A 12,883-nucleotide genomic window follows, 5' to 3' on the forward strand; every position below is an offset into this window, starting at 1 on the left:
TGCTTGAACAAGTTACTTTAGATCAGCAAAAAACCACAGGGCAGCAACCAAGTAAGACTACCTAAGTTTGCCAATAAAGTGAGTTGTGTAAGAGGTCTACTATTATTCTATAACGCATACAACAGGAGTATGATCAGACGGATTTTCTAGCTTACGCAATCTATCATCTACGTAGCATGTTTCCAATTTATCTACAGCTTGTGGCGATAATAGCATATAATCTATTCGCATTCCTTGATTGTTTCTGAGTGAATTGCCTTGATAATGCCACCAAGTGAATTGTTGCAAATTGGGGTGGGATATTCTAAACGTGTCTTTAAACCCAAGATTCAAGATTGCTCTTAACTTCTCACGTTCTTTTATATGAAAGCACACTTGGCCATTCAATAAATTTGAATCAAAAACATCAATTTCATCCAGTGCAACATTATAATCGCCAGCTATAATAGTTAACTCTTCATTTTTCAACAAAGTGCTCATCCTTTCATATAGGTTATCAAAAAACTTGAGTTTATACTCAAACATATGAGAGTCTGGGCTTTGACCATTTGGAACGTATACACTTCCTACCCTTACCTTATGATTGGTGTGTTTTATCACACATTCTATATAACGTGCTTCTTGATGACTCTCTACAACATCAATTTTTAATTTTTCCAGTATCGGATATTTAGATAAAACACAAACGCCATTTCTTGCAACTTGTCCATAGATAGCATATTCATATCCTAACTTTTCTATCTCTACATAAGGAAATTGCTCTTCCGTACATTTTATCTCTTGCAGCAAAACTATATCTATCTGACTGTCAACTATAAAACTACAAAGTTGGTTAACTCTTTTACGTATGGAGTTTACGTTCCAAGTTGCAATCTTTAGCATCAACAATCCTTATTAATTATATCAATTAAACTCTCCCCAGTAGGCAACCTCGATGTTATAATTTTTTTCCATTTGATTAACCTTAAACTATCAGCAATGTTTTTACTCATGGTATATGCAACTGTATTATTCATCACATGAGATAGCCCACTTTTTAGAACTAATGAACAAAATACCCTTGCTGTCTGTGAGGAAAAAAAAGCAACACTATCAATTTTACCATCCAACAGTAAATTTTTACACCTATTAGTTAGACTCCTTTTTATAATTGTTTTATAGAGTACAACTTCTCTTACATTAAAATCTTCTTCAGATAATCTCTTTTTTAGGTCACATGATACTTCTTGTCCCCTTATATACAAGAACTTTATTGCGTTTGAATAATGAGCTTTTATGAATGATATCAGACCATCAACGTTGCTGTCTGCTGAGATTATATCAGAAAATCCCAAATTTTTTGCAGCCTGCATGGTTGAATTACCAACTGTAATAATCGGAAAGTCATCCTCTTTGCATATTTGACTAAAAGCCTTTACACTGTTTTTACTTGTAGATATCACAACGTCAAATTCGTACGCAGATATATCAGGATTTAAGTACTTTATTGTGAATACTGGTTCTATAAAAACTTTGTATCCATACTTTCTCAATATATTTCTTGTATTGAACGAATCCAATAAAGGCCTCGTTAATAAAATAGACTTCATTCTGATTTATTTCACTACTAGTAAAATAGTACCCTTTATACAAAAATTACTGAATAAAAATTTTTATTTTGATGGCTTGAGCAACTATTCAAGTAATTGATGTTGAAATAAGGATACTCAGTCCCCTATTTACCACTAAGCTTTAAATTCACTTATACTTTTTTAATGCTAATTACATTGAACTCTGTTGAATCATTCCATTTACCTGGAGTTATATTGAATACTAATTCTCTCTCATCTAAAGATAAAGTTCCATTATCTATCTTATAGTTATTTGTATAACACTGTTCGATGCTGCTATCTTCTATCCTCTCTTCTATTTGTAAAGATTTTGGATTAAGCATTATATCTTTATGTACGTTTCCATCGGAACGTATATATGTATATAAGTTTTTGAATACCAAATTCTCATATGCATCACGTTCTACTACATATGTACTAAGATCTGTAAGATCTCGATTATCCGTATTATATTCAGATATTACATAATAAGCATTATCCTCAAAAAAATCTGGGTGACTGTTTAAAAAATCCATATACTAACCTCTTTTATTATTAAACTATTAATATTATAGCTAATATTCCTATACAAGTCAAATAAGTTAACTTGTTGACACTTAAACTGCTTTTACAGATGGAGAGAGGGTATCAGTAGGTTTTTCTGCCTGTGGTTTGCTGATCAAAGTCGGAATGATATTAGTTGCCATAATAGCACAACCTAAAATAAAAAAAGGTGTAGAAACAAAATAGATAACAGAAGACTCAAAAAGCGACATAGATGCAATACCTCCTATTAGAAATGAAACGCTGGATACTATATCAAGATAGATCTTCGTTAATTTTTTTTGTCCAGGAGAGTTTTCTACACCAAGCTGCTTATTAAGCTCGCATTTTCGAAAGTGATCAGTACGTGACCATGAATTTAAGCCAAGTGAAATTGCACTTAGTGTGATACTAAGAGCGGCAGAATGTACACTTAGCCCAGAAATATTAAAGACTAATGTTGCTATATATCCAATAAAAAGGGCAGTAGATAGCGCAGTAACTAAGCGTTTCGAGTAAGTTCGTACCTTCTTTCTGTAGGCTAACTTATCTTTTTCACCATACATAGCATAAATATTACCTAATACGTTATATTGTAGCATTAACTAATTCAACAAGCAATATGGAAGCTAAGAGTGCCCGAGAGAAGACTTGAACTTCCACAACTTAAAAAGTTACTAGCACCTGAAGCTAGCGCGTCTACCAATTCCGCCACCCGGGCTTTTTATAGTTTACTATGTTAAAGTTAAATAATATACTTAAACAATTTTTAGTTCAAAGGTAATGCCAAATCTAGATCAAATATTTTTCGCTCAAAACAATGTTAATATTAATAACGTATATAAAATAGTCAATAACGCTTTGAGCAATAGCGATGGTGGTGAGCTGTTTCTAGAATTTTGCCAGTCGGAGTCCCTAGTTTTTGATGACAATATATTAAAACACGTGGATTTGAATACCAGAAGGGGATTTGGTTTAAGGTCTTTTTGTGAGGATAGTACATCTTTCGTTTGTTCTTCTGAGATTAGCGAAAAAGAAATTAGTAATGCTGCTTCTATGGTAAAAAGCTCAGTGTCTTTAAACAAGACAAATTCAATAAATTTAAACGAAGAGACAAAAAGTCTATATTCGAGGATTAACCCTACAAATGAAATGGATCTGAATTCAAAGATTAAACTACTCAATGAGGTTAATGAGTATGTAAGGTCCAAAAATAACTGCGTGAAGCAAGTAAAAATAACTCTAAGTGGAGAATGGCAAGTCGTACAAATAATAAAGGGTGATCACAGATTAAGCGATATCAGGCCTCTGGTACGTTTTAATGTGTTAGTCATCGTAGAGAAAGATGGTCGAACCGAGAGAGGCTCCGCAGGACACGGTGGAAGGGATTCTTATAGTAAGTTTATTTCTGAGAAAAAGTGGAAAGAAGTTGCAAACCAGGCTTTGGAACAAGCACTGGTAAATCTTGAAGCAATTCCAACTCCAGCCGGAGAAATGACAGTTATTCTAGGTCCGGGCTGGCCGGGAGTATTGTTGCATGAAGCTGTGGGTCATGGACTCGAAGGCGATTTTAATCGTAAAGGAGTCTCAGCATTTTCAAATTCTATTGGTAAACAAGTAGCAGCTAGTGGCATCACAGTAGTTGATGATGGAACTCTGCCTAATTTGCGTGGTTCTATTAGCATAGATGATGAAGGTACTCCACCCAGTTATAATGTGTTGATAGAGGATGGAATTCTCAAAGGCTACATGCAGGATCATATGAATGCTAAACTCATGGGTGTGAATCCAACTGGTAATGGTAGAAGAGAAAGTTATAAAGAAGTTACTATGCCGCGCATGACAAACACCTATATGTTACCAGGGAAACATACGCCGGAAGAAATAATATCTAGCGTAAAGAAAGGTCTGTATGCAGTAAATTTCGGTGGTGGGCAAGTTGATATAACGTCAGGGAAATTTGTTTTTTCATCTTCAGAAGCTTACTTAATAGAAAATGGTAAAATTACACAGCCAGTCAAAGGAGCAACACTAATTGGTGATGGGCCAACAGTGCTAAAAAAAGTATCCATGGTTGGCAACGACTTAAAGTTGGACCCCGGTGTTGGCACATGCTCAAAAGATGGACAAAATGTGCCCGTTGGAGTTGGTCAACCAACACTCAAAGTCGACGCAATAACTGTTGGTGGAACTGAGATATAGATAAGGGCTAAAACGGGTTCCAGCGCATGACGAACAATTGTACAAACATTGTAGCCGTTATTCAAGTAGCCCGCAGAAACGAAAAAACTTACTTGACAAACTTCGCCAGCCTCCTTATTATGACAATAAGGGTATTTCTGACTCAAAACTTGTTTTTGACCTGCAGGCTCAATGACAAAATTCAGTAAAAAACTTAGGGTATTTTTTGGCGGATTACATAAAATTATAGCGGCTGCATGTCTTTTAAATTTTTTCTACATTCAGCCAAATCGCGCTTATTTTAAGCGTTAGCACATTATTACAGCGCCACTTACAGTAATATAGAGTCAAAACTCGCACCACGGGGCTTCTTTTGCCTTTTTTTCCGCTTGGTAAATTTCTTAATGTTTGTAGCTAAAGCAATTTAAGAGACCGAAAATGGTGTCATTCCAGCGCGTGACGCTGGAATCTAGTCTTTATTATGCAGCCACTTATTTAAAGTTAAGTTTTCTGGATCCAAGTAGTCAAGCTACTCGGATGACACCCTCTTGGATGGAAACCAGTGTCAGCTACTTTCATGACACTATGACAACCGTCATCCCGCTGCTTGTTAGCGGGATCTATGCTAAGAGATACCGCGAATGAATCGCGGTATGACGATCTGCGGCAGTATGACGGTTCGCGGCGGTATGACGTAGGATTGCTGTCATCCCGCTATGTGTTAGCGGCTGAGATACCGCGAATTAATCACGGTATGACGCAGAGCTCGCGTTAGCTATACTTTTATACTCACCAACTCAGTATCCAATCTGGATCCAAGTAGTCAAGCTACTTGGATGACATCTTTCTTCTTGGTATAAATTACTTTTATATCTCAATGTTCATACAGCTATGCACGTTGCCGCATAGTGGATGAGGTGTATTACCTCTAAGAGTATGATTTTTACATAATAGTATAATATTCTGTTCATAAATCAATGTTTCAACGTACAACAAGAACATTTTCATTGTGATTAAGATTTCTAGTATGTATATTAATAAATCTTGTTCTCAACTAAGTAATGAAAGTAATAATTGTTATAATAATGTTATTGTGTAGCAGTTACACAATGGCAAGCGAGCGAATAAGTCTAGTGGATAAAAAACTATCTCAAGGATATGTAGCTCCAGTGCTTACAGAAGATAGCGTTATTTTATCAGACAAGCACGGCGCTTTATATTCCTTTGATATTGATAACTCAAAGGCTATGAATTGGAAATTACACCTCTCACATAGGAAAAAAATTGGTAACATGAGCCTATCGCATTATGAAAAAAATGTTTTCTTTATAGTGGATAACACTTTACACGCAATAGATGCAAAAACTGGCAAGATTGAGTGGGAAAAAGAATTGAGAGCTCCAGTAAGAGGGAAAGCAGCAGTAATAAATAATAAATTGGTAGTATTGACTATTGATAATTATCTGTACGTGTTTGATATAAAAGATGGCAGCTCCGTTTGGGCTTATCAAAACGGTATCAATGAGGTTCGAGGTTTGTATTCCATATCGCCAACAATTTCTAACGATAAAATAATAGCACCATTTTCAAATGGTGAGTTAATAGCTTTTAATGAAGACGGTAAAAAATTGTGGAGCCAAAAATTGGCTACAAACCTTTTGGATACACAGCTCACAGATGTAACTACTACACCGAGAGTGCTTGGCGATACTTTAATAGCTACAAACAATTCTTATATTTATGGTATTGACGTGAAATCAGGAAATATTTTGTGGTCAAAGTCACTGCAAGTAAAAAGTGTATCAGACATTGAGTCATATTATAGTCCTCTTATTCCTGCAGAGAAACAAAAAGAAGGCGGAAGAATTTTTATAGTAACTGAAGATAATAAAATAATCGGCCTGGATATAAAAAATGGAGAAACAGTCTGGGCATCTGATTTAATAGAAAATACGCAATTGTTTGCTCCAATTGTGCATGCCCATACACTGTGGGTGACAAGCAATAAAGGTTCAATGCTTGCTTTTCCTGGATCTGAAAGTGCAGGAAAGGTAATCAAAGTACCTGGTAATGTGTTTCACACTCCAGTGTTTACTCACGATAAAATATATGTAACAACTGAGGGAAATGGTGTTTATTCTTTAGAAAATAGGTTTGTTCTTTATGATTGATTATGACCTGATTGTTATAGGTGGTGGTCCAGGCGGTTATAAGTGTGCTATCGCTGCTGCAAAACTTGGATTGAAAGTTGCCTGCATAGATAAAAATAGCATTTTTGGTGGTACATGCTTGCGAGTTGGGTGCATACCTTCCAAAGCACTACTTCATTCTTCCTATCAGTATGCTCACACGAAAAATGATCTGTCGAAGCTTGGCATAAAAATTAAGGATGCAAGTTTCGATTTAAAAGAAATGCTAGGCTATAAGGACGCCAGAGTTCAGGAACTTGGAAAAGGTATAGAATATCTGTTTAACCTTCACAAAATCACTAAAATCAATGGACTTGGGAAAATTACTTCTTTTGACCAAGGTAATCTTGAAGTTTCAGTTGAAGATAAGGTGCTGAAGACAAAAAATATAGTAATTGCAACCGGTTCTGACGTTATTTCTTTGCCAGGAATTAATATCGATGAGAAAAGTATTATTTCATCAACTGGTGCATTGCCTTTAACTGAAGTACCAAAAAAACTTGTCGTAATCGGAGCCGGGGCAATAGGGCTTGAAATGTCTTCTGTATGGAGGAGGCTAGGGTCTGAAGTCACTGTAGTAGAATTTTTTGACAGAATCGCTGCAGCAATGGATGGAGAATTAAGTAAGTCTCTACTTTCTAGTCTACAAAAACAAGGAATAAAATTTTTACTTAGCACTAAAGTTGAGGGAATAAAACAAAGTAGTAACTCTTTGAGTGTGAAAGTTTGCTCTGTAAAAGATAATCAAACAAACACTATAGAGGCGGATAAGGTATTGGTGGCAGCAGGACGCAAACCCTGTACTGATGGTCTTGGTATTGATGAAAAAATAGAAAAAGATAATCGCGGTTTCGTTCAAGTTAACAACAGATATGAAACTAATGTGAAAGGAATATTTGCTATTGGTGATGTGATTGGTGGAGCAATGCTTGCTCATAAAGCAGAGAAAGAAGGAGTGGCAGTTGCAGAGATAATAGCAGGACAGTCACCTCACGTTGATTATGAAATTATACCATCTGTCATTTACACTCACCCTGCGGTTTCTTCGATCGGTAAAGCCGAAGAGGAACTCAAAAATGCTGGCTATAAGTACAAAGTTGGTAAATGTCAATTTGCTGCAAACGGCAGAGCAAAAATCACTGATGATGCTGAAGGATTCGTGAAAGTGCTGACTTGTAGCAGAGCAGATACAATACTAGGTGTGCATATCATAGGAGCATACGCTGATACGCTAATCAACGAAGCAGCGGTTGCAATGGCATATGGCGCAGCAGCAGAGGATATATACAGAATTTGTCACTCTCATCCTGATATAAATGAAGCCTTTCGAGATGCGTGCATCGATGCTTTCTTTAAGAAATAATTGTGGACCTCGGTTCAATCATTGAAAAATGGTATGAGTGGCTGAGGTGCAACAGATCTTATTCACCAAACACTTTAGAGTCATACATGAGGGACTTGAAGGATCTTATAAGTTTCCTAAATACTCACATTGGTGGAGAAGTAAATGTTGGTACTCTGAAAAATTTAAGTATACCTGAGTTAAGAAGTTGGCTTACCTCTCGTTATGCAAGAGGTGTGAATGCAAGATCTAACGCTCGAGCACTCTCAGTAATCAGAAATTTCTTCAAGTACATAAAAAACAACTACAATATAGACAATGAAGCTGTATTTTCCTTATCAAGGCCAATTCAGAGAAGAACTCTGCCCAAAGCATTATCAATACCTGATATAAAAACTTTGGTGAAAGAAATGAAATTATCTGACTTGAGCGAACCTTGGGTGGTAAAAAGAGAAATTGCAATTATCGTCCTGCTATATGGTACAGGCTTAAGAATCAGTGAAGCGTTGAACCTTGGGGTTAGTGATATTAACAATGAAAGTTTAATAGTAACAGGTAAGGGAGATAAACAAAGGCAGGTATTCATTCTTCCGGTAGTAAAAAAGTGTATACAGGAATATGTAAAAGCCTGTCCTTATCTTGGCATTAATAATGAAACACAATATCTTTTTTTGGGAGTAAGAGGAAAAAAATTGGGAAGAACTTATGTGGCTAATCGTTTGCAGAAAATAAGGAGAATATTAAATCTGCCAGAAATCTTATCTCCACATGCATTTCGTCATAGTTTTGCTACTCATTTGCTTCAGGAAGATATTGACATAAGATCAATACAACAACTGCTTGGCCACTCAAGCCTGGAAACCACCCAGGTTTACACTCACCTCAATTATCAAGATGTTTTTAACATGTACAAAAATTTTCAGCAGGGCCTGGAGAAGAAATCAAAACCCTTGTAACTTGAGGATTGTCGGTGGTACCACCAGGTCCTATATCTCGTTCATCCGCTTTACATAAATAATATCCTACTAAAAAAAGGACCAGTGCAACTGCTGTAAGACAAGCACCTATTACTAGATAATCGTATAAAATTGCTAAACCTACACAACCAGTCAATGCTCCAGATAATATAAAAAATGCATAAGCATAGTTGCTTTGTTTTTTACCAGGAGAAATTGCTTGTGAGGATTTTTCGTTTTTATTACTTAGACTTTTAGTACGGAGCAGTCTATTTTCTGATGAAAGCCTATCTCTTTCTAATTGTGAAATTTTGCTAGTTTCGCTCGTTTTTTCACGCACAACCTTATCCAGCTTTTGCTCTGTTTCTGCAAGTTGAGCTTCTGTCTTTTTAAGTTCATCTACAAACTCTTGTACAAACTCCTTAAAATCTTCTGGTATATTATTCGTATTTGCCAAAGGTTGTAATGTATTTGCAGGAAATTTTTCATTTAGATAATTTACAATAGACTCGATTGGATTATTAACATTTCTCCATGCAGCAATAATAATTGCATAATTCATGAAGTCATTATCTTCTACTAATTTTTTCACATCATCTAAATTCTTGCTATTAATAGCATCAATCAATCGCTCTTTAATAGCTTGTTCGATTATTTGCTTTAATTGTTTCTCTTCAATAATTTTTCTTAATTGTTTCCGTTGTATCATCGCAGGTGTTGACTTTATTTGATTAAGATCAAGCTCTTTATGTTTTAAAAGCTTTATCAATACTTGTTTTCCATTTTCTGTTATTTTTTCTGCGCCTAATATGATAATCAAGCTCAAGGGGGTTGTTATTTCTTCAGTTCTCACTCTTCTCCAGCAATTAGGGTTAAGCTCTTCATTCAATAGCATGTTCGCTTGGTCAAAGTCTCTACTATAAAGAGCATCTAACAACTCGTTTGCTTTTTGTGCTTTTTTAAATTCTAATTTTATTACGTCCTCAAATCCTCTTGCAATACAACGTTTAGGTTCTTTATCTTCACAATTTTTAACATCAGTTTTTATACCTGGGTGCGTGAGCAATATTTTTACTATATCTTTAGCTCCAACTTGACAAGCAATATGTAAGACAGTATTTTTTTTTATCTTGGATGTTCTTATCTTCTCGTTTACACCATCATAGTAGGAATTGAAATATCTACGTCTATCTTGATCATCCATGTTATCTACAGGTTGACCATTATTACAATATATATAATAACCTGGTCGCACTTCTACCACTTCTTGACCACGAGATAAATATACTAGACGCCCAAATTCATCTTTCTTTTGCCTTTCCTCATAAACATATTCCCTACTTTGAGCGTTAATATCGATATTGCTGTTTTGTATAAGCAATTTGGACATCTTCTCTAATGTAGGTTGTTTATCACCGCTGACAACATAGACATTAACAATAGACATCAAAGGTGTCATGCCTTCTTCATCAAACGCATTAACATCCCCACCTTCTTTTAGAGCTTGCTTAAAACCTTCTAGATATCCATTATCAATAGCTTCAAATAACTGTTTTGTTGATTCACTTAGCTGTCTTGAAGTTGTCGGGTTTCGAGCTTGCGATGCCGTGTTATCACCACCTCCATAAGCTCCATAATATGTTACAACGTTTCTATAAGGCATACTAAACCCTCTTTATTAATGATTTACTAATATAATTATGTAAAAAAAAGGAAAATTGCAAGCAATTTATCTATAGCTAACCCAAGAAAGGTTTTCCTACGTCATACCGCGATTTATTCGCGGTATCTCAGCATAGATTCCGCTAACAAGTAGCGGAATGACGAATTTTTGTTTTTAAAATTATCGATGAACTTAAGTCACTTTAGCTATAAAATCCTAATTCTGAGTTAATTAATTACGACTCTAGAAACTTCTCTGCATCAAGTGCAGCTATGCACCCTGTTCCTGCGGCAACTACTGCCTGGCGATACACCTTATCTTGAACATCACCTGCGGCAAACACCCCTGCTTTACTAGTTAAAGTTGTTCCAGGTTTCGTAATTATATAACCCTGCTTATCCATTTCAACAAAACCTTTAAAAATACCAGTATTTGGTGCATGCCCGATTGCAATGAACACTCCATCGACTTTCAATTCTTGAGCTTCCGTTGATTTAATTATAATACCAGTAACTTTTTTCGGATTTTCTTCTCCAAGAATCTGCTCTACGGTATGGTTCCATATTACTTTTATTTTATCATTTTTAAAGAGCCTATCTTGCATTACTTTTTCCGCTCTCAATTTATCACGCCTGTGTATTAGTATAACTTCTTTGGCAAATCGAGTTAAAAATATCGCCTCTTCAACAGCAGTGTTTCCACCACCAACCACAGCTACAACTTTATTCCTAAAAAATGCACCATCACAAGTTGCACAAGCTGAAACTCCGTAACCTTGAAATTCCTTTTCACTCTCCAAACCAAGCCACTTCGCTTGCGCACCAGATGCAATTATAATTGCATCTGAATAGTAGTCATTAGTATTACCAGAAGATCTAAACCTATACTCATTAGAATCCTCAAGTTGTTCAACGCTTTTTATCTCATCATCTATTATTTTTGCTCCAACCTGTTCTGCATGCAACCTCATTTGCTCCATTAGTTCTGGACCCTGTATTGAAACAAAACCAGGATAGTTTTCAACATCTGTAGTAATTGTAAGCTGACCACCAGGCTGCATTCCCGTTACTACAATTGGCTCTAAGTTTGCACGTGCTGCATATATAGCAGCAGCATAACCCGCTGCTCCAGATCCAATAATAAGAACTTTTGTACTAAATCTATAATTCTTCACTGTATGAGTTTAGATAATCAGCTACTCCTTCATCGCTTGCCTGCATTGCTGGCTTACCTTTTTTCCACCCTGCTGGACATACTTCACCATGCTCCTCATTATGTTTAATTGCATCAATGATTCTAACGAATTCATCGATATTACGCCCTAAAGGCAAATCATTTATCGATTGATGACGTACAATAAATTTATCATCAATAACGAAAGTTGCTCTCAGCGCAATTGAGTCATCATATAAGACCCCATAGTCTCTTGATATAGACTTTTTGATATCAGACACTAAAGTGTAGCTAACCTCTCCAATACCACCATCATTAACTGGAGTGTTTCGCCATTTATAATGTGAAAATTTTGAATCTACACTTATTCCTATCACTTCAATACCACGCTTTGCAAACTCATTTATTCTATTATTGAGCGATATCAATTCAGTTGGGCAAACAAAAGTAAAATCAAGTGGATAGAAAAAAAGGACAGCATACTTATTTTTTATGTGCTTACTCAGACAGAAATCATCAACAATTTCTCCGCCGGAGAGAACAGCTGAAGCAGTAAAATCGATAGCAGATTTTGTTACAAGATTCATAATTGACCTATTCTTTTAAAACAACTCTAATTTTACACTTGATGAACTTATATGCAAGTTTTCTTTAGTTTTAGCCCTATAAAAACTTCCTAAAATAGCTCTTCTTTTTTACCGATAAGATACAATCCAGATTGGACACTGAGTTGGTGAGTATAAAATTCTACGTCATTCCACCATGAACCGTCATACCGCGATTCATTCGCGGTATCTCTAGATCCCGCTAACAAGCAGCGGGATCCAGGATTTTGATTGGGTTGGTAAGCATAAAAGTATAGCTTCTACGTCATACCGTGATTTATTCACGGTATCTCACATAGATCCCGCTAACAAGCAGCGGGATGACGAGCTTATCGTCATTCCACCACGAACCGTCATACCGCCGCGGTATCTCTAGATCCCGCTAACAAGCAGCGGGATGACGATTGTCAGGCTAGCTGTCATCCCAGTTTGGAATCCAGGAAAAAGAATGGTGTCATCCCAGTGCCCAGACACTGGGATGGCTTTGTTGCATCGCTATTTATGAAAGGCTAACTATAGTTAGGATTATAAGCAACCTATTGAAAATCTTGTTTTTTTGCAATCAATCTGATCAAATTTAAGAATAGTAATTTATTATTTATATTAATAAATTTAATTCTATTGAAAATAGCTAAAGCATTG

General features: G+C 35.9%; 11 protein-coding genes and 1 tRNA gene. 4 read left to right on the forward strand and 8 right to left on the reverse strand.

Going from position 1 to position 12,883, the window contains the following annotated elements:
- Nucleotides 1-102: 102 nt before the first annotated feature.
- The 5 genes from WKH12_RS01185 to WKH12_RS01205 all read right to left on the reverse strand — a co-directional run bounded on the left by WKH12_RS01185 (nucleotide 103) and on the right by WKH12_RS01205 (nucleotide 2,853).
- Nucleotides 103-882: an exodeoxyribonuclease III gene (locus WKH12_RS01185; protein WP_253309345.1), complete on the reverse strand. Its 780-nt coding sequence runs from the start codon at nucleotides 880-882 to the stop codon at nucleotides 103-105.
- Nucleotides 882-1,589: a uroporphyrinogen-III synthase gene (locus WKH12_RS01190; RefSeq protein ID WP_264687969.1), complete on the reverse strand. Its 708-nt coding sequence runs from the start codon at nucleotides 1,587-1,589 to the stop codon at nucleotides 882-884. Before WKH12_RS01190 ends, WKH12_RS01185 begins: the two co-directional genes overlap by 1 nt.
- Before the next feature lie 152 nt (nucleotides 1,590-1,741).
- Nucleotides 1,742-2,125, reverse strand: a complete 384-nt coding sequence (locus WKH12_RS01195; protein ID WP_434732441.1) for a hypothetical protein — start codon at nucleotides 2,123-2,125, stop codon at nucleotides 1,742-1,744.
- Between the two features lie 81 nt (nucleotides 2,126-2,206).
- Nucleotides 2,207-2,698 carry a hypothetical protein gene (locus WKH12_RS01200; RefSeq protein ID WP_434732442.1) on the reverse strand — a complete coding sequence of 164 codons (492 nt, stop codon included), beginning with the start codon at nucleotides 2,696-2,698 and terminating at the stop codon, nucleotides 2,207-2,209.
- Nucleotides 2,699-2,768: 70 nt separating this feature from the next.
- Nucleotides 2,769-2,853, reverse strand: a tRNA-Leu gene (locus WKH12_RS01205).
- Between the two features lie 62 nt (nucleotides 2,854-2,915).
- On the opposite strand from WKH12_RS01205, the gene tldD reads away from it, so the two are divergent.
- From tldD to WKH12_RS01225, 4 genes are all read left to right on the forward strand, one after another.
- Nucleotides 2,916-4,334, forward strand: coding sequence for a metalloprotease TldD (gene tldD, locus WKH12_RS01210; protein WP_434732443.1), 1,419 nt, complete (start codon nucleotides 2,916-2,918; stop codon nucleotides 4,332-4,334).
- 1,040 nt (nucleotides 4,335-5,374) lie between these two features.
- Complete coding sequence (locus WKH12_RS01215) at nucleotides 5,375-6,484, forward strand: outer membrane protein assembly factor BamB family protein (RefSeq protein WP_341822815.1); 1,110 nt, start codon at nucleotides 5,375-5,377, stop codon at nucleotides 6,482-6,484.
- Nucleotides 6,477-7,865 carry a dihydrolipoyl dehydrogenase gene (lpdA, locus tag WKH12_RS01220; RefSeq protein WP_434732444.1) on the forward strand — a complete coding sequence of 463 codons (1,389 nt, stop codon included), beginning with the start codon at nucleotides 6,477-6,479 and terminating at the stop codon, nucleotides 7,863-7,865. Before WKH12_RS01215 ends, lpdA begins: the two co-directional genes overlap by 8 nt.
- Nucleotides 7,866-7,867: 2 nt before the next feature.
- Nucleotides 7,868-8,800, forward strand: a complete 933-nt coding sequence (locus tag WKH12_RS01225; RefSeq protein WP_253309339.1) for a tyrosine recombinase XerC — start codon at nucleotides 7,868-7,870, stop codon at nucleotides 8,798-8,800.
- Here WKH12_RS01225 and WKH12_RS01230 read toward each other — a convergent pair.
- The 3 genes from WKH12_RS01230 to WKH12_RS01240 all read right to left on the reverse strand — a co-directional run bounded on the left by WKH12_RS01230 (nucleotide 8,745) and on the right by WKH12_RS01240 (nucleotide 12,223).
- Nucleotides 8,745-10,463, reverse strand: coding sequence for an ankyrin repeat domain-containing protein (locus WKH12_RS01230; RefSeq protein ID WP_434732445.1), 1,719 nt, complete (start codon nucleotides 10,461-10,463; stop codon nucleotides 8,745-8,747). The genes WKH12_RS01225 and WKH12_RS01230 overlap by 56 nt on opposite strands.
- A gap of 235 nt (nucleotides 10,464-10,698) precedes the next feature.
- Nucleotides 10,699-11,637 (reverse strand): thioredoxin-disulfide reductase, encoded by a 939-nt coding sequence (gene trxB, locus WKH12_RS01235; protein WP_434732446.1) that lies wholly within the window; start codon nucleotides 11,635-11,637, stop codon nucleotides 10,699-10,701.
- Nucleotides 11,624-12,223, reverse strand: a complete 600-nt coding sequence (locus WKH12_RS01240) for a peroxiredoxin (protein WP_253309335.1) — start codon at nucleotides 12,221-12,223, stop codon at nucleotides 11,624-11,626. Before WKH12_RS01240 ends, trxB begins: the two co-directional genes overlap by 14 nt.
- Nucleotides 12,224-12,883: the final 660 nt, after the last annotated feature.

It is taken from the genome of Wolbachia endosymbiont of Zygogramma bicolorata, from assembly GCF_051130665.1.
Lineage (GTDB): Bacteria > Pseudomonadota > Alphaproteobacteria > Rickettsiales > Anaplasmataceae > Wolbachia.

Bases quoted from the DNA above. Each gene is read 5' to 3' on its own strand.
- WKH12_RS01185 (WP_253309345.1), bottom strand. From the start codon at position 882: ATGCTAAAGATTGCAACTTGGAACGTAAACTCCATACGTAAAAGAGTT.
- WKH12_RS01190 (WP_264687969.1), bottom strand. From the start codon at position 1,589: ATGAAGTCTATTTTATTAACGAGGCCTTTATTGGATTCGTTCAATACA.
- WKH12_RS01195 (WP_434732441.1), bottom strand. From the start codon at position 2,125: ATGGATTTTTTAAACAGTCACCCAGATTTTTTTGAGGATAATGCTTAT.
- WKH12_RS01200 (WP_434732442.1), bottom strand. From the start codon at position 2,698: ATGTATGGTGAAAAAGATAAGTTAGCCTACAGAAAGAAGGTACGAACT.
- tldD (WP_434732443.1), top strand. From the start codon at position 2,916: ATGCCAAATCTAGATCAAATATTTTTCGCTCAAAACAATGTTAATATT.
- WKH12_RS01215 (WP_341822815.1), top strand. From the start codon at position 5,375: ATGAAAGTAATAATTGTTATAATAATGTTATTGTGTAGCAGTTACACA.
- lpdA (WP_434732444.1), top strand. From the start codon at position 6,477: ATGATTGATTATGACCTGATTGTTATAGGTGGTGGTCCAGGCGGTTAT.
- WKH12_RS01230 (WP_434732445.1), bottom strand. From the start codon at position 10,463: ATGCCTTATAGAAACGTTGTAACATATTATGGAGCTTATGGAGGTGGT.
- WKH12_RS01240 (WP_253309335.1), bottom strand. From the start codon at position 12,223: ATGAATCTTGTAACAAAATCTGCTATCGATTTTACTGCTTCAGCTGTT.